Genomic DNA, 20005 nt, shown 5'->3' with positions numbered 1-20005 from the left:
TTCACGCGCGCAAGGAGGCCGTGATGGATGCGACGCACGAGGTCTTCAACCAGCCCGAGCCGCTGGCGGACTACAACCTGTTCGACGCCAACCGGCCGTTGCGCGACGCGCTCGAATTCAACGCGCCGCAGCTGCAGCTTGCGCCGCTCGAACACCTGGGCGATGTGCTCGGCTCACGGGAGATGCAGGTGCATGCGCGGCTCGCGAACACCCACCCGCCGGTGCTGCACACGCACGATCGATTCGGGCGGCGCGTCGACGAGGTCGAGTTTCATCCGAGCTACCACGCATTGATGAAGGCGGCGGTGGGGGCGGGCTTGCACGGCACGCCGTGGACGGGCGAGTCGGCTTCCCCGCACGTGCAGCGCGCCGCCGGCTTCATGCTCTTCACCGAGCTCGAGCCCTCCATCCTCTGCCCCATCTCCATGAGCTACGCCGTCACGCCCGCCCTGCGCGGCAATGCGGCGATCCATGCCGACTGGAGCCCCAAGCTCGCGAGCCTCTGGTACGACCCGGCCCTCAAACCCTGGCGCGACAAGCCCGGCGTGACCATGGGCATGGGCATGACCGAGAAGCAGGGCGGCTCCGACGTGCGGGCCAACACCACCCGCGCCGTGCGCGCCGGCAGCGATGGCTGGGGCGAGCGCTACGAGGTCACCGGCCACAAGTGGTTCTTCTCGGCGCCGATGTGCGATGCCTTCCTGGTGCTGGCGCAGGCCCCGGCGGGCCTCAGCTGCTTCTTCCTGCCGCGCGTGCTGGACGACGGCAGCCGCAATGCGATCCGCATCCAGCGCCTGAAGGACAAGCTGGGCAACAAGGCCAACGCCAGCGCCGAGGTCGAGTTCCACGGCGCCAGCGCCTGGCTGGTGGGCGAGGAGGGCCGCGGCATCCCGCAGATCCTCGAAATGGGCACCATGACGCGCCTGGACTGCGCGCTGGGCACCAGCGGCCTGATGCGCCAGGCCCTCAGCCTCGCGCTCGACCACACGTCCCAGCGGCAGGCCTTCGGCAAGCCGCTCGTCGATCAGCCGCTGATGAAGAACGTGCTGGCCGACCTCGCGCTCGAAAGCGAGGCCGCCACCGCGCTGGCGATCCGCCTGGCGCGCGCCATCGACCGTCCCGAGGACGCGCACGAGCGCCTGATGGCGCGCCTGCTCACACCCGTCGCCAAGTTCTGGATCTGCAAGCGCGGCAGCCACTTCGCGCAGGAGGCGATGGAATGCCTCGGCGGCAACGGCTACGTGGAGGAGGGCGGCGAGGGCGCGATGGCGCGCATCTACCGCGAGATGCCGCTCAACTCCATCTGGGAAGGTGCGGGCAACATCATGGCGCTCGACCTGCTGCGCGGCCTGCGCAAGGGCGACGCCGTCGCCGCCCTGGCGCAGGAGCTGAAGCCGGCGCGCGGCGGCGATGTGGCGCTCGACCGCCTGGCCGACGCGCTCCCGGCGCGCATCGAGGCCATGGCCACCGAAGCCGAGGCGCGCCGCCTCGCGCAGGACGTGGCACTGGCCGTGCAGGCCGCACTGCTGGTGCAGACCGCATCGCCCGCGGCGGGCGCCTTCTGCGCCTCCCGCCTCGGCGGCGACTGGGGCCAGGCCTTCGGCACCCTGGGCGCCGGCACCGATTTCGATTCGATCATCGCGCGTGCCCAGCCCCGGTGAGCGCAAGAACGCAAAAAGAACCATGCCCGACCTGATCCTCCACCACTACGCCACCTCGCCCTTTTCCGAGAAGCTGCGCCTCGTGCTCGGCTACAAGAAGCTGGCCTGGAAGTCCGTGATCATTCCGAACATCGCGCCCAAGCCCGACCTGGTCGCGCTCACCGGCGGCTACCGGCGCACGCCGGTGCTGCAGATCGGCGCCGACATCTACTGCGACACCTCGCTCATCTGCGACGTGCTGGAGCACGTGGCCCCGCTGCCTTCGCTGTACCCCGAGCCGGGCAAGGGCCTGGAGCGCGTGGTTGCCCAGTGGGGCGACACCACGCTCTTCTGGGCCTCCATGGCCTACAGCATCAGCGGCCAGGGCCTCGCCGACCTCTTCGCCAAGGCACCGCCCGAGGCCGCGAAGGCCTTCGCCGAGGACCGCAAGGCCATGAGCGTCAACATGGTGCGGCACCGGCCCGGCGACGCCGCGGCGGCCTACAAGTCCTACCTGCGGCGCATGTCCGACATGCTCGACGACACCGACTACCTGGTCGGCGCCTATCCCACCGTGGCCGACTTCGCCTGCTACCACGCGCTGTGGTTCACCCGCAAGCGCACGCCCTCCATGGCCGGCATCCTGCAGATCACGCCGGCGGTGAGCGACTGGATGGACCGCATGGCCGCCATCGGCCACGGCACGATGGAGACCTTCGACGCCGCCCAGGCCATTGCGGTGGCGGCCGCCAATACGCCGCACACGCTGCTGTCCGACAGCACCTTCCAGGACGAGCACGGCATCCCGCTCGGCACGCGCGTCACGGTCACCGCGGAGAGCTTCGGCCCCGAGCCGAGCGAGGGCGAACTGATGGCTGCAACCCGCACGCACTACACGCTGCGCCGCACCGACCCGCGTGCGGGCACGGTGCATGTGCACTTTCCGCGCATCGGGTTCGCGCTGCGCAAGGTCGAGGCCTGAACGCGAAAGCGTCGACCGGGCGCAGAAGTCGCAGAGGTTACGCAGAACTCGCGGAAGGGCAGCCAGAATTTTGGATGTCTTCTTTCGCAAACAAGGACCCCCGATGATCCAGGACTTCCAAGGCACCACCGCCGTTCTCACCGGCGCCGGCTCCGGCTTCGGCCTCGAATGCGCGCGCATCGGCGCAGCGCGCGGCATGAACCTCGTGCTCGTCGATGTGCAGCCGGACGCGCTGGACAAGGCGCGTGCCGAAATGGAGGCGGCCGGTGCCCAGGTCATGGCACGCCAGGTCGACGTGGCCGACGCGGGCCAGATGGAACAGCTTGCAAGGGACGTGAAGGAGCGCTTCGGCGCGCCGCATTTCGTCTTCAACAACGCGGGCGTGGGTGCCGGCGGACTGGTCTGGGAGAACACCGTCGCGGACTGGGAATGGGTGCTCGGCGTCGACCTCTGGGGCGTGATCCACGGCGTTCGCCTGTTCACGCCGATGATGCTCGAGGCGGCCGCCAAGGACCCGGCGTGGCGCGGCCACATCGTCAACACCGCCAGCATGGCGGGCCTGCTGACGCCGCCCAACATGGGCATCTACAACACCGCCAAGGCCGCGGTCGTGAGCCTCACCGAAACCCTCTACCAGGACCTCAAGCTCATCACCGACCAGGTCGGCGCGAGCCTGCTGTGCCCCTACTTCGTGCCCACCGGCATCACCAGCAGCGAGCGCAACCGGCCCGGCGCGCTGGCGGCCGACAAGCCCACCCGGAGCCAGCTGATCGGCCAGGCCATGAGCAACAAGGCGGTGAGCAGCGGCAAGGTCACGGCCGCCGAGGTGGCGAACCAGGTCTTCGAAGCGATCAGCGCCAACCAGTTCTACGTGTTCAGCCATCCCAAGGCGCTGGGCAACGTGAGGAGCCGCATGGAGAACATCGTCTCCATCGCCAATCCGGCCGATCCCTTCCTGGAGCGGCCCGAGATCGGCGCGCGGCTGCGCGCCCAGCTGCGCGGCGCCGACTGATCCCGGGCCGGGTCGGACTGGGGAGGGCCTCCGCGTAGGCCTTGGCTGGCAGACAGTTCGCCTGCTTCGGCCACACTGGCTCGATGCTGAACCACGCCTACGCAACGCCCGAAGCGGCGCGGCGCGACTACGTCCCCGTGCATGCGCAACTGACCAAAGCCGATCTCGGCGCCCAGCTGGCACGACGCGCCGACGAATGGATCCGCCATGCGGGCCCTGCCGAGCTGTTGAGCGTCATCCTCTCCGGCGGCCTCAGTCCGGTGATCGTCGAAGAGGACGGCCACGTCCGCACCGGCATCGAGCTGAGCGACGAACCGAACATGCTGTCCAGGCTCGGGATCATCTGGTCCGACCTGCCGCCCGCGGAGACGCTGCCCATCGTCGCGCTCGTCTGGGAGGCGACCCCGCCGCCCGCCGACAGCCGCCTGTGGGAGGCCTGGCTGGCGCTCGATGGCCATGCGCGGGAGGGTGCGCGTCGCTTCCTGCACGACGAAGTCGACCAGAGCATCCCGCTGTTCGAGGCCTGCGCCGAGGCGTGGCTCCGAGAAAAATAGTTCTTTGGTTGTACTTGTTGCGTTTTGTTGTAACCCACTGCTTCTTCAACAGGCAATCCGGCGGCAGGCCTTGTGGGACAAGGCTTCGGGCAGTTGCTCCCGCAGTTTTCCACAAGCTTGTCCACCTTCGGCGGGGACATTTCCGAGGAATGTTGCACAAGGGCAAGGAAGGGCGAGGTGCCGTCAGGGCTTCTGTGCCGGCACTTGCGATCGTCCCGGCACGCACTACGCTGTCGCCTCCCTCATCCAAGGAGATCTGCATGGCTTATGTCGACGGATATGTTCTTCCGGTCCCCAAGCGCAACATCGAGCAGTACCGCGAGATGGCCACCAAGGCGGGCAAGATCTGGCGCGAGCACGGCGCCCTCGAGTACCGCGAGTGCGTGGCCGACGATGTGAAGTCGGGCGAGGTGACGTCCTTCCCGCAGGCCGTGAATCTGAAGGAGGACGAGCTCGTCGTCTTCTCGTACATCGTGTACGAATCGCGCGCGCACCGCGACGAGGTCAATGCCAAGGTGATGAGCGATCCGCGGCTGGCCGACATGATGGACCCCAAGACCTTGCCCTTCGACGGCAAGCGCATGTTCTGGGGTGGCTTCGAGACGCTGGTCTCGGTCTGATCCCGCACGCGGCTCAGGCCCGGCCGGCCTGCGCCGCGATCCACGTCCACACGGCCCGTATCGCCGGCTCGCGCTCGCGGCCCCTGGCCGCGGCCAGGAAATAGCGGCCGGTGTCGAGCGCCGGTCCGAAGGGCTGCACCAGCGCGCCGCTGCGCAGTTCTTCGGCTGCGAGCGTGAGGCTCAGCAATGCGACGCCATGGCCGGCGAGCGTGGCGAGCATCGCATGCGTCTCGTCAGAGAAGGTGAGGCCCGCGGCCGCCGCGCGCGAGCGGGCTTTCGGCATCGCCAGGCCCGCTTCCGAGAACCAGCGCGGCCATTGCGCGGGCGCACTCGCGTTCGGCTGCCAGTTGCAATGAATCAGGCGGTGCTGCGGCAGGTCCCGCGCGCGCTTCAGGCCCAGCGCGGGACTGCACAGCGGCGCGTAGCGCTCGGCCATCAGCTCCGCCGTCGCGAGGCCGGGCCAGTCGCCCCGGCCGGAGCGGATCGCGAGGTCCGCATCGCCGCGCGCCAGGTCGACCAGCGTATCGCTGGCATCGAGCCGCAGCTCGATGCCGGGGCAGGCGCTGCGAAAGGCCGCGATGCGCGGCAGCACCCACTTGGCGACGAAGGCGGTGTTGGCCGTGAGCGTGACCGTCTCGCCCTCGGCCCGCGCGCGCAAGGCCTGCACGCCCGCTTCGAGCGTGTCGAAGCCTTCGCGCAGCGCATGGAACAGGCGCAGGCCCGCGGGCGTCAGTGCCAGCTGGCGCGTCAGGCGTCGGAACAGCGGCTGGCCCAGCGTGCTTTCGAGGCCGCGCACCTGGTGGCTGATGGCGGTGGGCGTGACCGAGAGCTCGGCCGCGGCGCGCTGGAAGCTCGCATGCGCAGCGGCCGCCTCGAAGGCCCGCAACGCGGACAGCGGCGGAAGCCGGCGAGGTGGCCTCACGAGTGAATTCAGCTCATCCATCGGAAAGAAATCGTCATTTGCGGCGCGGCGAAAGCAGCTCTAGATTCGATGCAGGCAAGGGTGTCGCCCGAGGGTACGACACACGAGCCAGTTTCATCCATCGATTCCAAGGAAGGCCTTCTTCATGAGCACGCTTTTGCACATCGACGCCAGCGCCCGGCCGGGGCGCTCCGGCATCGATCCCCATGGTTCCCACACGCGCCGGCTCTCGGCGCGCTTCGTCGAGCGCTGGCGTGCGGCACGCCCGCAGGACCGCATCGACTACCTCGACGTCGGCGCCCGGCCGCCTTCGCACGTGACGGGCCCATGGATCCACGCCGCCTTCACCCCGCCGGAGGCGCGCGAGCCGTGGATGGGCGAGGCCCTGGCCGAGAGCGATCGACTCGTCGACCAGCTGATCGCGGCCGACCTGATCGTGGTGGGCTTGCCCATGTACAACTTCGGCGTGCCCGCGCAGTTCAAGGCCTACATCGACAACATCGTGCGCGTGGGCCGCACCTTCGGCTTCGACCGTGCGCGCGGCGAGGTACCCTACTGGCCCTTGCTGGCCGACGCGGGCAAGCGCCTGGTGCTGCTGGGCTCGCGCGGCGACTTCGGCTACGGCAAGGGCGAGCGCATCGCGCACCTCAACCACACGGAAGCCAGCGTGCGCTCGGTGTTCGGCTACATGGGCATCGAGGAGGTGCATGAACTCGCGGTCGAATACGATGAATTCGGCGGCGAGATGCTGGCACAGTCGCTGGTGCAGGCCGAGCGTGCGGTCGATCGCCTGGTCGACCAGCTCTCTGCCCAGCATGTTCAACTCATTACGGAAAACGCATGACCATACAGTTCGTCAACCCGCGCGGCCTCTACGACCCGGGCCCCAATGGCTACTCGCATCTCGCCAACGTCCCTCCGGGATGCCGGTTCGTGCTCGTGTCGGGGCAGGGCGCCGAGAGGACCGACGGTACATTGCCAGCCGATTTCTCTGCGCAGGTGCGCAATGCCCTCTCGAACATGCGCATCGCGCTCGCGTCCGTCGATGCCGAGCCCGCGGACGTGGCGCGGCTGCTGTTGCTGGTGGTGGGCCACGACGAAGAGCGGCTGAAGGCGATCACCGCGGAACTCGACCGCGTCTGGGGCGACGCGCCGAAGCCCGCCTGCACGCTGGTGCCGGTGCCGCGGCTGGCGCTGGACGGGATGCTGTTCGAGGTCGAGGCGACGGCGGTGGTGCTCGCCTAGGGCCGGCCATCACCGATACGACAACACCAACCCGTGCACCAGCCGCGTCCACCCATCCAGCATCACGAACAGCAGCAGCTTGAAGGGCAATGAAATCGTCGTGGGCGCGATCATCGACATTCCCAGGGCGAGCAGCACGGTGGCCACGATCAGGTCCACCACGACGAACACCAGGTAGATGATGAAGCCGATCTGGAAGGCCCGCGTCAGCTCGCTCAGGGTGAAGCTCGGCACCAGCACCATGAAGTCGTCGGCCCGCAGCTGCTCGGCCCGGGCCTGGGGCCAGATGTTGGAGGCCGACTTCAGGAAGAACTGCCGCTCCCGCTCGTGCGTGTGCTTCTGCAGGAATTCCTTGAGCGGCGCCTTGGCCGCATCGATCACCGCCACGATGTCGTTGAGCCCTTCGCCCTTGGCGCCGAAGCTGCGGTTGCGCAGCGCGTCGCCCACGTCCATGCCCACCGGCGCCATGATGTAGACCGACAGGATGATCGCGATGCCGTTGAGCACCATGTTCGGCGGCGTCTGCTGCAGCCCCAGCGCAGTGCGCAGCAGGCCGAACACGATCACCAGCTTGGTGTAGCTGGTCACCATCAGCGCCACGAAGGGCGCGACGCCGAAGGCGACGATCAGCGCGACCAGCGTGAGGGGTTCGGGGAGTCCGCCCTGCATCTTTGCCGCCAGCCCGCTCAGACTTCGCCGGGCGCGAACTCCGACACGCGCACCCCCAGCCGGTCGCCCACCGCGACCAGGTAGCCCTTGCCCAGCACATTGCCGTGCGCCAGGATGCGCACCGGGCTGCGGTTGAGCGGCTGGCCGAGCTCGAACACGTGGCCGGCGCGGATGCTCTTCAGCTCGCCGAGCGACAGCGACAGCTCGCCGACCTCGAAGCGCAGCGCCACCTCCAGCGCATCGAGCCGGTCGATCGGCAGGTTGACGCTGGCGTCAGCGGCGGTGGGGGCGGGGGTGTCTGGCTTCATGGCGCTGTCTTTGGTTTGCGAAACGGTGATGCGCGAGCCCTCGGCAAAGGCCGTGAGCTGCCGGCCCGCAGGCCCGCCGAGCGCGGCCGTGACCACGATCGCGGCGCCCGAGGAACTCCATTGCTCGATGCCGACGATGTCGCCGGCGCGGATGCTGTTGATCTCGCGCAGCTGGATCGGCGTGCTGCCGATCGCGAAATGAACGGGCAGCCGCAACGCATCGAAGGCGGCGCCCCCACGCGCCGCATGGCGCTGCGCATCGGCCGGCACCAGGGCATCGAGCGTCGCGCCGTCGTCGAACTGGACGAAGCCGCGCAAGGCCGCGCCGCCCTCGGCCGCCGTGGCGACGAAGAAGGCCGCGCGTTCCGGGTCGCAAGCCGGCGCGACGGCATCGCTGGCCTCCGGCGGCTGCCATTCGAAATGCAGGCGCAGCGCCTTCTCCAGCGCATCGGCCACCGGATGCAGCGCGTCGGCCAAGAGGATGTAGCGCAGCTCGCGCGGCAGCAGCTCGAGGCGGCGCTCGCCGAGCAGCGCCTGCAGGCTCGGTGCATCCAGGCCCAGGTGGCCCGCATGCGCGCCGAGCTTGAAGCGAAAGCTCTCGCGCACCACGGGCGCCGGCGCCGTGTCGTGCCGCCACGCGAGGCGATAGCGCACGTCGCGCGCCACCAGCTCGCGCGGCGGCGCGCCGCCGTACAAGCGGTTGAGCGCACGCACGTTCGCAGGATCGGCCCGCGGCAGCGCACGCGCCTCGCCGAGCGCGGTCACCGGCTCAGCGGCCTGCGCGGGCATGCGTGCTTTCGTTGAACAAATCGCTGGGTCCTGTCACTGTCCACATTCCGCGCGGGCAGCGGGCCGCTGTCGCATTGCGGCGCAGCTTAGCGAAAGCAACCCGGGGCAGGTAGTACGCAAATGCGTAGTGCCATCCGTGCGACAGGAGCGCAGATTCCTACGAGAACTCGTGGTTGCCGTAAACAGAGGGTGCCACTTAGAGTCCGCCGCGACGTGATCTTTTTCACGTTCGAGGCCGGCGCGTGGCGCCGGTCCGCAAGGCCAGCAAACTCCAACAGCAACACCACCATGGCGAGCCCCGCCCCCTCCTTGCAGCCGTACCGCGGCAGCCTGCGCGACCTGTTCGCGAACGCCGGCCGCTACAACGATCTGCTGCTCGCGGGCCTTCTCGTGGTGGTGGTCGCACTCTTCGTGCTGCCGTTGCCGACGCCGCTGCTGGACCTGCTGATCGCGAGCAACCTGGCGATCAGCCTGGTGCTGCTGATCGTGGCGATGTACGTGCCCTCGGCGCTGTCGCTCTCCACCTTTCCATCGCTCCTGCTCTTCACCACGCTGTTCCGGCTCGCGCTCAACATCGCCTCCACCAAGCTGATCCTGCTGCAGGCCAACGCGGGCCACATCATCGACACCTTCGGCAAGCTGATCGTCGGCAACAACGTGGTGGTCGGCGGCGTGGTCTTCCTCATCATCGCCATCGTCCAGTTCATCGTGATCGCCAAGGGCTCGGAGCGCGTGGCCGAGGTGGCGGCGCGCTTCGCGCTGGACGCCATGCCGGGCAAGCAGATGAGCATCGACGCCGACGTGCGCGCCGGCGTGCTTTCCTCGGCCCAGGCGCAGAAGCGGCGCCAGGTGCTGGAGCAGGAATGCCAGCTGCACGGCGCAATGGATGGTGCGATGAAGTTCGTCAAGGGCGACGCCATCGCGAGCATCGTGATCGCGCTGGTCAACATCCTCGCGGGCATCGCCATCGGCACGCTGATGCACGAGATGAGCCTGTCCGGCGCGCTGCAGCGCTACGCCATCCTCACCGTGGGCGACGGCATGGTCTCGCAGATCCCCTCGCTGCTGGTCTCGATCGCTGCCGGCATCGTGATCACCCGCGTGGGCAGCGGCGAGCGCCGCGACGCGCAGCTGGCCAGCCAGATCGGCGAGCAGCTGATGGCGCATCCGCGCGCGCTGATCATCGCGGGCCTTGCGGTGGCCAGCTTCCTGGTGGTGCCGGGCTTTCCCAAGTGGGTGTTCGGCTTGCTGGCCGCGGCGATCATCGGCCTGGGCCTGGCGATGCGCAGCGTGCGCGCGCGGCGGCGCACGCCGGGCTGGATCTCGCACCGCGAAGGCGTGCCCGAGGAGGAGGAGGGCGAGAGCGGCCACGCGATCGCCTCGCCGCTCGCGGTGCGGCTGTCCGACACGCTGCGCGGCGCCGTGGACCGCCATGCGCTCGACCAGCAGCTCGCCGGCGTCAAGACCGCGGTCGAATCCGACCTGGGCCCGGTGTTCCCGCGCCTGCAGCTGGCCCATGCGGCCGGCCTGCCCGAGCACGGCTACCAGGTGCTGGTGCATGACGTGGTGGTGTCCGAAGGCTTGCTCCGGCCGGGGTGGCAGTTGCTCGACCCGGCCGAGGCCGCCACGCCGCCCGCAGGCGCGCAGGTGGCCGAACCCTTCGGCCCCTTCGCGCGCGTGGTGTGGGTGCAGGGCGCGCAGCCCGGCCTCCGCAGCTGGGAGGCGGAGGCGGTGGTGGGCCTGCACGTCGACCATGCGGTGCGCCGCAACGTGCGCGAGCTGATCGGCCTGCAGGAAGTGCAGCGCCTGCTGCATTCCGTACAGCGCGATGCGCCCGAGCTCGCGGCCGAGGTGGCGCGCGTGGCCTCGCCGCAGCGCATCGCCGAGGTGCTGCGCCGGCTGCTGCAGGAGGGCATCCCGATCCGCAACCTGCATGCCATCTTCGAATGCCTCGCCATCTGGGCACCCAAGGAGCAGGACTCGATCGCGCTGACCGAGCTGGTGCGCATCCACCTCGGCCGCTACATCACCAGCCGCTACGTCGGCCCGAGCCGCCAGCTCGAGGCCATCCTCTTCGAATCCAGCCTGCTCGAGCGCGTGCAGAACGCGGTCGAGCGTTCGCCGCGCGGCAACCTGCTGCTGCTGAGCCCGGCCGTGACGCAGGACATCCGCGAGCAGGTGCGCCGCATCCTCGGCTCGACCGCCAACCGCGTCGTGGCCATCGCGTCTTCCGACGTGCGCCGCTACATCAAGACCCTGATCGAGCCGGTGGCGCCGACGCTCCCCGTGCTGTCCTACCAGGAAGTCGACGAAGACGTGGCCCTGCAGCCGGTGGGCTGGGTCACCAATCCGCAGGCCCATTGATCGATGAACCGCCCCTTGCGCACCGAGCGAAGCCCACAGCCCCATGACACCGCAGAACATCCTGGACATCACCCGCGAGGGCCTGCTGCTCGTGCTCTGGATCTCGCTGCCGGTGGTGGTGGTGGCCACCGTCACCGCGCTGGTGGTGGCGGTGCTGCAGGCGGTGACGCAGGTGCAGGACCAGAGCATCGGCCAGTCGATCCGGATGATCGCGGTGATGGTCGCCATCATCGCCACCGCCGGCTGGATGGGCCGCGACGTGATGGGTTTCGCCGAGCGTGCCTTCCACACGCTCACCTCCTTGCCGTGAGCTGGGCCATGGTCGTCATGCCCTTGCGCAAAGCCCGCAGCGCCGGGCAGCAGGCCTGGCTGCTGCTGGGCCTGGCCACGCTGCTGCTCGCCGCCGCGCAGCCCGCGGGGGCGGCCGAGCTGCGCTGGAGCAACAACCGGCCCTTCCAGATCGTCGCCAACGAGAAGCCGATGGCCGACTTCCTGCGCGAGCTCGCCACCTCGCAGAACATCACGGCGGTGATCGATCCGAAGGTGAGCGGCGTGATCAGCGGCAAGTTCTCGGGGCCGGCGCAGCACATCCTCAACAGCGTGTGTGCGGTCAACGGTCTGACCTGGTATTACGACGGCGCCTTCCTCTACATCGACCTGGCGGCGGATTCGCGCAGCGACGTGCTGCCGATCGCGCCCGAGAACGCCAGCCGCATCGCCGAGACCCTGGTGCGCCTGCGCATCTCCGACGAGCGTTATCCGCTGTCGATCAGCGAGAGCGATGCCAGCGTGCACGTGACCGGGCCCAGGCGCTACGTCGAGATGGTGCGCCAGGCGGTCAAGCTCGCCGACCAGCGCAGCGCGCTGGCCGATGGCGCGGAGATCCGGCTGTTCCCGCTCAAGTACGCCTGGGCGGCCGACTTCAAGATCAACCGCTCGGGCAAGGAGACCGTCATCCCCGGCGTGGCCAACGTGCTGCGCAGCCTCTACGGCCGCAACGGCAATGCGCCGGGCAGCAGCAGCGGCCGCGGGCCGAGCGCGCCTTTCTCGGTCGGGCCCAGCCGGCAGATCAAGCTGCGCAGCGGCGAGTCGATCAACGCGCCCAAGATCGAGATGCCCGGCGCGGGCCCCGCGAGCGCAGACGCAGGCGGCGTGGGCATGCCCGCGGGCTTCGGCAACGAGCTGCCGCAGTTCCAGGCCGACACCCGCATGAACGCGGTGCTGGTGCGCGACACGCCCGAGCGCATGGGCCAGTACCAGCGCCTGATCGAATCGATGGACGTGCGCCCGCGGCTGATCGAGATCGAAGTGACGATCATGGACATCAGCTCCGACACGCTGAGCAGCCTGGGCATCGACTGGCGCCTGCACGGCCGGCACGGCGACTTCCAGACCGGCCGCGGCGACCGCGGCCCGCTGACCTGGGACAGCGCGACCTCCGAAGCCGGGCAGATCGGCGGCTTCAATGCCGCCGGCCAGCCGGTGACGCCGCTGGGCAGCATGCTCACCGCCGCCATCGGCAACAGCGCGCGCAACTACCTGCTGGCCCGCGTCACGGCGCTGGCCACCAACGGCGACGCCAACTTCGTCGCGCGGCCCAAGGTGATGACGCTGGACAACACCGAGGCCGTGCTCGAGAACCTGAGCGAGTTCTACGTGCGCGTCGACGGCTTCCAGGACGCGGGCCTCTTCAGCATCACCGCCGGTACCGCGGTGCGCGTGACGCCGCTGATCATCGAGGAGAAGAGCGGCCGCGGCGTGATGATGTCCATCGACATCGTGGACGGCGACCTCAGCAGCCAGGCCGTGGACCGCATCCCGATCGTGCGGCGCCGCACCGTCAACACCCAGGCGCTGGTGGACGAGGGCGCGAGCCTGCTGATCGCCGGCTACTCGTCGGAGGAGCGCACCAACGCGACCACCGGCGTGCCGGTGCTCAAGGACATCCCGGGCGTGGGCAACCTCTTCAAGTACAGCGACAAGAAGCAGGTCAACATGGAGCGCTTCTACCTGCTGACCCCGCGCCTCGTGGTGCCGGGCGCCGCGGCCTCGGCGCCGGTGTTGCCGCTGGGGCCGATCTCCACCCCGGCACCCATGCCGGCACCCAGGGCCACGCCGGTGTCGATGGCCACGCCGCCGGCGACGCCCGGAGAGTGACGGCGATGCGCGAAGACCCTGCCTTCGACCCCGCACCGGCCCCCAACGCCGGCTGGTGCCTGCGCTTCCTGAGCGGCGCGGTCAAGGGCCGCACCATCGCGCTGAAGCCCGGCATCAACGTGCTGGGCTCGGGCGGCGAGTGCGAGGTGATGCTGCCGGGCGGCGACGTGCTGCCGCGCCACCTCGTCTTCACCGTCGGCGAGCTGGTCGTCTCCATGCAGCGCCTGGGCACGGCCTCGGCCCGGCTCAACGGCGAGGAGATGCAGCAGCCGCGCCGCAGCGTGGTGGCCGGCGACATCGTGAGCGTGGGGCAGATCGACTTCCAGCTCGACCGCAGCTACCCGGCCGCCGTGCAGGAGGACCGCATGTTCGCCGCCGCGCCCGATGCCGCGGCCCATGCGCAGGCGAACGCGCTGGCGCCGCAGCGCCGCGGGCCGCGCGTGGGTCACTGGGCCGGCGGCGTCGTGGCGCTCCTGGCCGTGCTCGGCCTCGCGGCCCTGTGGGTGGGCGGCGAGCGCGGCGCGTCCGCGGCCGGCCTGGGCCGGGTGAACCTGGCCGAGGTCGAGAAGGCGCTCGCACCCTTCCCCGAGGTCGAGGTGGTCGCGGCACCGGGCGGGCAGTTCGGCGTGAAGGGCTATGTCGAATCGAAGCAGCGCCGCGAGACCCTGCAGCGCGCGATGGCGCCCTTCGGCGGCAAGGTCGCCGTCAACGTGCATTCGGCGGAAGACATGGTCGAGCAGGCGCGGCGCTACGTCGGCGACCCCGGCGTGGCCGTCACCTACACGGGCCAGGGCCGCCTGGTGCTGAGCGGCACGGTGGAGGATGCCGCGGTGCGCCAGAAGATCCGGCGCCTGAGCGAGGACCTGCATCCTGCCGTGCTGGTTTCCGACAAGGTGCAGTACCGCGAGAAGCCGCAGCCCGACAACAAGGACGCCGACCTGCGCGCGCAATGGCAGGGCTGGCAGAGCGTGCTGCCCGCGCGCATGGTGAGCATCACCGAGGACGGCAACGGCCTGCGCCACATCCAGCTGTCCAACGGCAACCGCTACTACGAGGGCTCGGTGCTGCGCTCCGGCGCCGAGCTCAAGCGCATCGACGCCGACGGGCTGGTCCTGAGCGGCGGCGTGCCCAACAACGGCAAACCTGCGAGGTGAGGAGATGCATGCACGAAGGCACTCCGCGCCCGCCTCCCGATTTCATGCGGCGACAGCGACCCTGCGCGCCGCGTGGAATGGCTTCGTCCTACCCGGACGGGGCTTTCAAACCGCAGTGATTCCCCATCAACCAGGAGTAATGAAATGGCAGGCTCTGTCGACAACTCGATCCAGCAAATGAACCAGGCCGCGGCCGACAACGCGCGCCTGATGTCCGCCAGCATGGCGGCATCGACCAGCATCCAGGGTGCGGCCTCCACCGCCCACACGGTGAACGGTGCCAGCGCCGCCGGCGGCGAAGTCGCCAAGTCCACCGGCAACGACATCCGCCAGTCGGCGAAGTCGTCCTGATGGCCCCGGGTCGCGCGCTGCTTCCCCAGGAGCATCGCGCGGCCGTTTCTTCCTTCCGCAGGAGCTGAACCATGACCGATCCCATCGCGTCGGCCGCCGCCAGTGCGCCGCCGCCCGAAGTCGCCGGGCCCGGCGCGGCGCAGCAGCAACAACAGGGCGCGGGCAACACGCGCTTCGATCCGGGCGACACCCGCATGTTCGCCAACATGATGCAGGGCGTGCAGGCCCCGCCGCCGGCCGTGGCCGGGCCCAGCGCCATCGGCGATGCGGCCAAGTCGCTGGCCGCGCAGTTCTCGGGCAACGTGCGCTCCTACGAGGAGATGCGCCACAGCATGCTCGAGTCCATCGACCTGTCGGACCCGATCAAGACCATGTTCGTGATGACCGACCACGCGATGGAGGCGCACATGATGTTCGCCAAGATGCACATCTCCACCGGGTTGGCCAGCGCCGCGACCAGCCTGTTCGGCACGCTGCTGAAGAACCAGCAGTGAGGCAGCCGTGAACCCCATCGCCTTCATCGCCCGCATCCGCTGGCTGGCCGTCTTGCTGCTGCTCTTCGCGCTGGCCGGCTGCAAGGTCCCGCTGTACTCCAACCTCAACGAGCAGGAGGCCAACGAGATCGTGGCCGCCCTGTCCGGCGAGGGCATCGACGCCGCCAAGAGCAAGCTCGAAGGCACGAGCTGGCAGGTCGAAGTGGAGCAGGGCCGCCTGGGCCAGGCGCTCGACGTGCTGCGCACGCAGGGCCTGCCGGCCGAGCGCTACACCACCATGGGCGAGGTGTTCCAGAAGCAGGGCCTGGTGTCCACGCCTTCCGAGGAGCGCATGCGCTACATCTACGCCGTCTCGCAGGAGCTGTCGCAGACCCTGCGCAATGTCGATGGCGTGGTCGCCGCGCGCGTGCACGTGGTCATTCCGGCCAACGATCCCTTGTCCGAGAAGATCCGGCCCTCGTCGGCGGCGGTCTTCATCAAGCACCGGCCCGACGTGGACCTGCGCCTGCTCGCGCCGGCGGTGAAGGACATGGTGGCGCACAGCATCGAAGGGCTGACGCACGACCAGGTCTCGCTCTCGCTGTTCGAGGCGCGCCGGTCCGCGGCGACGCCGGCGGCTCACGCCGCGACGCAGCCGCTGGTGCTGGGCCTTCTCTCCACGCAGACGGCGATGCTGCTGCTCGGCCTGCTGCTCGCGGCGGCCGTGTGCCTCATGGTGCTGCCCGGCCTGCTGCGCCGCCAAGGCCTGGATTGGCGCAGCTGGTCGCGCAGCCAGGTCTTCAGGCGCTGAAGGCTTTCGCACGCCCATGCCGGTCGCCGCCGAAACCAGCCCGCCCCAGGCCGCCCCGGGCCCGATGGACCTGGTGCGCCTGGTGATGCGCTTCAACCTGCATCCCGAGCACGACCTGCATCCCAGCTGGCTGCCCGCTCACTGGCCCGCGCAGCACCGCGTGCCCGCGAGGCTGGGGGAGGGCGGCCGCGCGGTGCTGGCCGATCTGCTGCGGCGCGACCAGGCGCCACCGTCCTCGGCGGACTACAACTTCGATTCGCGCCTCAAGCGCCTGGCCCTGCTCGATGCGCGCGCGCTGCGCCGGCTCGCCGCCTACCTCGGCTTCTGCGCCCATCTGCCGCTGTTCCGGCTGCGCGCGGGCGCGGGCCGGCAGCTGCGCCGCCAGGCTTGCCGCTTCGATGCCGACGCGGCGGACTTCGTGCTGGAGCGCGTGCCGCAGCTCGGCGAGCTGCGCATGAACCACTCGACCCTGGAGCAGCGCCCCATCGCCGCCGGCCGCATCGTGCTGGAGCGCGGCCATCGCCTGCTGCTGGGCGCCTTCGCGCCCGAGGGCGAGGCGGTGCTGCGCCGCCTGCAGCACAAGCTGCCGCGGCGTGTCTCTTCGCTGGCGCTGCCTCGCTTCGAGCCGCACCAGGCCCGCCAACTCCACGAGCTGATGCTCTCCTGCATCGTTCCCGAAAGACTGCCGCAATGGGACTGGCTTTTCTGATCACCACCGAGAACCTGCAGCTCCTGAGCGAGCGCAAGGTGCTCAAGGAACACGAGTACGCGGCCCTGCTCGACGCCTCGGCCGTGGTCGAGGCCGCGCGCCGCGAGGCGCGGCACATCTCGCGGCAGGCGCAGCAGGAGGCGGAGGCCAGCCGCCGCCAGGGCTACGAGCAGGGCCTGCAGCAGGCCAAGGCCGAATACGCGACGCAACTGGTGTCCGAGGCGCTGGCGGCGGAGCGCCAGATGCAGGCGCTGCGCACGTCGATGGCGCAGATCGTGGTCAAGGCGGTGGGGCAGTTCGTCGCCGGCGCCGATCCGGCCGCACTGTTCGAAGCCGCGCTGCTGCGCGTCGACACGCTGATCCGCAGCGAGCCTTTCGTCACCGTGCGCGTCGCGCCGGCCCAGGAAGCGACGCTGCGCGAAGTGCTGGCTCGGCTGCGCCACGAGGCGCAATGGACCATGAGCCTGAGCCTCGCGCCCGACCCCACGCTGGCACCCGGTGCCTGCGTGGTGCAGACCGCCTCGGGCGTGCTGGAGATCGGCGTCGAGGCCCAGCTCGAGGCCTTCCGCCGCGCGGTGGAGCGCGGCGGCCTGCTGCCCGCGGCAGGAGCTGCGTCATGAGCCGGGGGCCGGCCGCCAGCGCCCTCGACATCGTCGCCGACCTCGAGCAGGCCTTCGGGCGAATCACGCCGGTGGCCATGCGCGGGCGCGTGAGCAAGGCGGTGGGCATGCTGATCGACGCCTCCGGCATCCAGGCCCACGTGGGCGAGCTGTGCGAGCTGGTCACGCCGGGCGAGCCGCCGCTGCTGGCCGAAGTGGTGGGCTTTCGCGGCAACACCGCCATCCTCACGCCGCTCGGCCCCATCACCGGCATTTCGGCGCTGACCGAGGTGCTGCCCACCGGCCGCGGCCATGCCTGCCCGGTGGGCGATGCGCTGCTGGGCCGGGTGCTCGACGCCCTGGGCCAGCCCATCGACGCGCGCGGCCCGCTCGCCGCGCGCACGCAGCTGCCGGTGCACCGCGAGCCCGTGAGCCCGCTGGAGCGCCGCATGATCGAGGCGCCGCTGCCCACCGGCATCCGCGCCGTCGATGCGCTGCTCACGCTGGGCGAAGGCCAGCGCGTCGGCGTGTTCTCGCCGCCGGGCGTGGGCAAGAGCACCTTGCTCGGCATGCTGGCGCGCGGTTCCAGCGCCGAGGTCAACGTGATCGCGCTGATCGGCGAGCGCGGGCGCGAAGTGCAGGAGTTCATCGCCCACAGCCTGGGCCCCGAGGGCCTGGCGAAGACGGTGATGGTGGTCTCCACCTCCGACCGGCCGCCGATGGAGCGCATCAAGTCGGCCTATGTGGCCACCACCATCGCCGAGCATTTCCGCGACCAGGGCAGGAAGGTGCTGCTGCTGGTGGATTCGCTCACGCGCTTTGCGCGCGCCCAGCGCGAGATCGGCCTGGCCAGCGGCGAGCCGCCGACGCGGCGCAGCTACCCGCCCTCGATCTTCTCGATGCTGCCGCAGCTGCTGGAGCGCGCGGGGCAGGGCCGCACCGGTTCCATCACCGCCGTGTACTCGGTGCTGACCGAGGGCGACGAGGAGAACGACCCGATCGCCGAGGAGGTGCGCTCCATCCTCGACGGCCACATCGTGCTCTCGCGCAAGCTCGCCGCCGCCGGCCGCTACCCGGCCATCGACGTGCTGGCCAGCATCAGCCGCGTGATGCCGCTGGTGACTTCGCGCGCGCACCGCGAGGCCGCGGCGCATTTCCGCGGCCTGCTGGCCAAGTACCAGGAGATGGAGCTGCTGGTGCAGATCGGTGAGTACAAGCCGGGCAGCGATGCGCTGGCGGACGCGGCCATCCGGGCCCGGCCCGCGATGCTGGATTTTCTTGCGCAGCCGCCCGATTCGCGGCAGGACTACGACGCCTGCCTGGCCGCGTTGCAGCGCTTCCGGGAGGAGGCCTGACCATGAGCGGCAGCAACGCCGGCGGCATCGACTGGAAGCTGCTGATCGACGTGCGCGAGCGCCAGAAGACCGCTGCCCTGGGCGTGGTCGCGCGCGACCGCGACGCGGCCGAGCAAAGCCGCGCGCAGCTGCGGCAGGCCGAGGCCCGGCGCGAAGCGCAGGTGCAGAGCAAGGCCGCCCACTGGCAGGCCACGGTCGGCGCGCTGGCCGGCGGGCAATGCAATGTCGCGCAGCTGCGCCATGCCGGCGCCTGGAGCGGCGCGCTCGATGCGCAGATCGCGCAGGCGCAACGGCAGGCCGTGCAGGCGGGCGAGTTGCATGCGCAGCGCGAAGATGTGCTGGCCCGCAGCCGCCAGGCGCTGCGGGACGCCAGCGGCGAGCTGGAGAAGGCGCGGCAGATGCAGCAGCGCGCCCGCGCCGAGCGCCTGGCCTTGCAGGAGACGCGCCAGGACGAGGCCGCCGACGAAGCAGCCTCGCAGGCCTGGGCCGCGCAGAGAACCGTGTAGCCATGGAAAGCGCCCTCGAGCTCGCCAACATCGAGAAGTTCTTCTCGTCGGTGGTGCTCACGCTGCCGCGCCTGTTCGCGATCTTCGCGGTCGTGCCTTTCCTCTCGGGCGGGATGATGACCGGCATCGTGCGCAACGGGCTCTTGCTGATGCTCGCGATCTTCATGTCGCCGGCCGCCGGTGCCATGCCCGAGGTGGGCATCGGCACCTGGGTGCTGATCGCCGGCAAGGAGGCGCTGATCGGCCTGCTGCTGGGCCTGGGCTTCGGCATCTTCATCTGGGCGATCCAGAGCGTGGGCGACCTGATCGATTTCCAGACCGGCTCGGCCAACGCCTCCTTCTTCGACCCGGTGGCCGGCCACGAGAACGGGCCCACCGGCGAATTCCTGGGCTGGCTGGTGATCACGCTCTTCGTGGCAGCCGGCGGGCTGCTGGCGATGCTGGGGGTGATCGTCGACTCCTACCGGCTGTGGCCGGTGGGCTCTTTCTTCCCCAACGTGGGCGCGGTGCTGGAGCAGTTCGCGATCCGGCAGGGCGACACGCTGTTCCTGTGGATCGTGAAGCTCGCCTCGCCGGTGATCTTCGTGCTGCTGCTGGTCGAGCTGGGCATGGGCCTGATCAGCCGCGTGGCGCCGCAGCTCAACGTCTTCGTGTTCTCGCAGCCGCTCAAGAGCCTGCTGGCGCACCTGATGATGCTGCTCTTCGTCTTCTTCGTGTACGAGTCGCTGCAGGAATTCCTGCGGCCGGAGAACGGGGTGCTCGACTTCTTGAGAGCCACCCTGTAG

Annotated in this window: 22 protein-coding genes; 19 read left to right on the top strand and 3 right to left on the bottom strand. The window is 69.9% G+C overall.

All coding sequences use genetic code 11. The features are described from left to right. Positions 1-23 precede the first annotated feature (23 nt). From AC3A6Y_RS12565 to AC3A6Y_RS12545, 5 genes are all read left to right on the top strand, one after another. The gene (locus AC3A6Y_RS12565; RefSeq protein WP_487868554.1) at positions 24-1661 is read left to right on the top strand and encodes an isovaleryl-CoA dehydrogenase; all 1638 of its coding nucleotides are present in this window, start codon (positions 24-26) and stop codon (positions 1659-1661) included. A 22-nt stretch (positions 1662-1683) separates the two neighbouring features. Further along, positions 1684-2622 carry a glutathione S-transferase family protein gene (locus tag AC3A6Y_RS12560; protein WP_487868553.1) on the top strand — a complete coding sequence of 313 codons (939 nt, stop codon included), beginning with the start codon at positions 1684-1686 and terminating at the stop codon, positions 2620-2622. A 103-nt stretch (positions 2623-2725) separates the two neighbouring features. Continuing rightward, positions 2726-3634, top strand: a complete 909-nt coding sequence (locus AC3A6Y_RS12555; protein WP_487868552.1) for an SDR family oxidoreductase — start codon at positions 2726-2728, stop codon at positions 3632-3634. 83 nt (positions 3635-3717) lie between these two features. Continuing rightward, positions 3718-4188 carry a hypothetical protein gene (locus AC3A6Y_RS12550; RefSeq protein ID WP_487868551.1) on the top strand — a complete coding sequence of 157 codons (471 nt, stop codon included), beginning with the start codon at positions 3718-3720 and terminating at the stop codon, positions 4186-4188. 260 nt (positions 4189-4448) lie between these two features. Next, complete coding sequence (locus AC3A6Y_RS12545; RefSeq protein ID WP_487868550.1) at positions 4449-4808, top strand: DUF1428 domain-containing protein; 360 nt, start codon at positions 4449-4451, stop codon at positions 4806-4808. Positions 4809-4821: 13 nt separating this feature from the next. On the opposite strand, the gene AC3A6Y_RS12540 is transcribed toward AC3A6Y_RS12545, so the two are convergent. Continuing rightward, entirely contained in the window at positions 4822-5751 is a 930-nt protein-coding gene (locus AC3A6Y_RS12540) for a LysR substrate-binding domain-containing protein (protein ID WP_487868549.1), read from the bottom strand. A 124-nt stretch (positions 5752-5875) separates the two neighbouring features. On the opposite strand from AC3A6Y_RS12540, the gene AC3A6Y_RS12535 reads away from it, so the two are divergent. Both AC3A6Y_RS12535 and AC3A6Y_RS12530 read left to right on the top strand, forming a co-directional pair. Then, a complete protein-coding gene (locus tag AC3A6Y_RS12535; protein ID WP_487868548.1) occupies positions 5876-6574 on the top strand; it encodes an FMN-dependent NADH-azoreductase in 699 nt (232 codons plus the stop codon). Further along, the gene (locus tag AC3A6Y_RS12530; protein WP_487868547.1) at positions 6571-6975 is read left to right on the top strand and encodes a RidA family protein; all 405 of its coding nucleotides are present in this window, start codon (positions 6571-6573) and stop codon (positions 6973-6975) included. The genes AC3A6Y_RS12535 and AC3A6Y_RS12530 overlap by 4 nt, the downstream gene beginning before the upstream one ends. A 9-nt stretch (positions 6976-6984) precedes the next feature. Here the strand turns inward: AC3A6Y_RS12530 and sctR are convergent, their stop codons facing one another. Together sctR and sctQ are read right to left on the bottom strand one after the other, a co-directional pair. Continuing rightward, positions 6985-7644, bottom strand: a complete 660-nt coding sequence (gene sctR, locus AC3A6Y_RS12525) for a type III secretion system export apparatus subunit SctR (RefSeq protein ID WP_309903936.1) — start codon at positions 7642-7644, stop codon at positions 6985-6987. Positions 7645-7661: 17 nt separating this feature from the next. Further along, the gene (gene sctQ / locus AC3A6Y_RS12520; RefSeq protein WP_487868546.1) at positions 7662-8741 is read right to left on the bottom strand and encodes a type III secretion system cytoplasmic ring protein SctQ; all 1080 of its coding nucleotides are present in this window, start codon (positions 8739-8741) and stop codon (positions 7662-7664) included. 288 nt (positions 8742-9029) lie between these two features. Here sctQ and sctV point away from each other — a divergent pair, with 288 nt between their 5' ends. The 12 genes from sctV to sctT all read left to right on the top strand — a co-directional run bounded on the left by sctV (position 9030) and on the right by sctT (position 20005). After that, positions 9030-11105 (top strand): type III secretion system export apparatus subunit SctV, encoded by a 2076-nt coding sequence (gene sctV, locus AC3A6Y_RS12515; RefSeq protein WP_487868545.1) that lies wholly within the window; start codon positions 9030-9032, stop codon positions 11103-11105. Between the two features lie 43 nt (positions 11106-11148). Beyond that, on the top strand, positions 11149-11415 hold the full coding sequence (gene sctS, locus AC3A6Y_RS12510) for a type III secretion system export apparatus subunit SctS (protein ID WP_487868544.1): 267 nt from the start codon (positions 11149-11151) through the stop codon (positions 11413-11415). A 17-nt stretch (positions 11416-11432) separates the two neighbouring features. After that, positions 11433-13262, top strand: coding sequence for a type III secretion system outer membrane ring subunit SctC (sctC, locus tag AC3A6Y_RS12505; RefSeq protein WP_487868543.1), 1830 nt, complete (start codon positions 11433-11435; stop codon positions 13260-13262). A 5-nt stretch (positions 13263-13267) separates the two neighbouring features. Beyond that, a complete protein-coding gene (locus AC3A6Y_RS12500) occupies positions 13268-14416 on the top strand; it encodes an FHA domain-containing protein (RefSeq protein ID WP_487868542.1) in 1149 nt (382 codons plus the stop codon). 144 nt (positions 14417-14560) lie between these two features. After that, a complete protein-coding gene (locus tag AC3A6Y_RS12495; RefSeq protein ID WP_068672726.1) occupies positions 14561-14767 on the top strand; it encodes a hypothetical protein in 207 nt (68 codons plus the stop codon). A gap of 71 nt (positions 14768-14838) precedes the next feature. Beyond that, complete coding sequence (locus AC3A6Y_RS12490; RefSeq protein ID WP_487868541.1) at positions 14839-15261, top strand: hypothetical protein; 423 nt, start codon at positions 14839-14841, stop codon at positions 15259-15261. A 7-nt stretch (positions 15262-15268) separates the two neighbouring features. After that, complete coding sequence (gene sctJ / locus AC3A6Y_RS12485; protein WP_487868540.1) at positions 15269-16051, top strand: type III secretion system inner membrane ring lipoprotein SctJ; 783 nt, start codon at positions 15269-15271, stop codon at positions 16049-16051. A 16-nt stretch (positions 16052-16067) separates the two neighbouring features. Beyond that, a complete protein-coding gene (locus tag AC3A6Y_RS12480) occupies positions 16068-16760 on the top strand; it encodes a SctK family type III secretion system sorting platform protein (RefSeq protein WP_487868539.1) in 693 nt (230 codons plus the stop codon). Further along, positions 16742-17380, top strand: coding sequence for a type III secretion system stator protein SctL (gene sctL, locus AC3A6Y_RS12475; RefSeq protein WP_487868538.1), 639 nt, complete (start codon positions 16742-16744; stop codon positions 17378-17380). Before AC3A6Y_RS12480 ends, sctL begins: the two co-directional genes overlap by 19 nt. Then, positions 17377-18714 carry a FliI/YscN family ATPase gene (locus AC3A6Y_RS12470; protein ID WP_487868537.1) on the top strand — a complete coding sequence of 446 codons (1338 nt, stop codon included), beginning with the start codon at positions 17377-17379 and terminating at the stop codon, positions 18712-18714. Before sctL ends, AC3A6Y_RS12470 begins: the two co-directional genes overlap by 4 nt. A 2-nt stretch (positions 18715-18716) precedes the next feature. After that, the gene (locus AC3A6Y_RS12465) at positions 18717-19220 is read left to right on the top strand and encodes a serine kinase (protein ID WP_487868536.1); all 504 of its coding nucleotides are present in this window, start codon (positions 18717-18719) and stop codon (positions 19218-19220) included. A 2-nt stretch (positions 19221-19222) separates the two neighbouring features. Then, positions 19223-20005 (top strand): type III secretion system export apparatus subunit SctT, encoded by a 783-nt coding sequence (sctT, locus tag AC3A6Y_RS12460; protein WP_106558162.1) that lies wholly within the window; start codon positions 19223-19225, stop codon positions 20003-20005.

It is taken from the genome of Variovorax sp. Soil_C_17, assembly GCF_057657265.1.
Note: the sequence above shows the minus strand (reverse complement) of the source record. Positions and strands in the feature narration are given on the sequence as shown.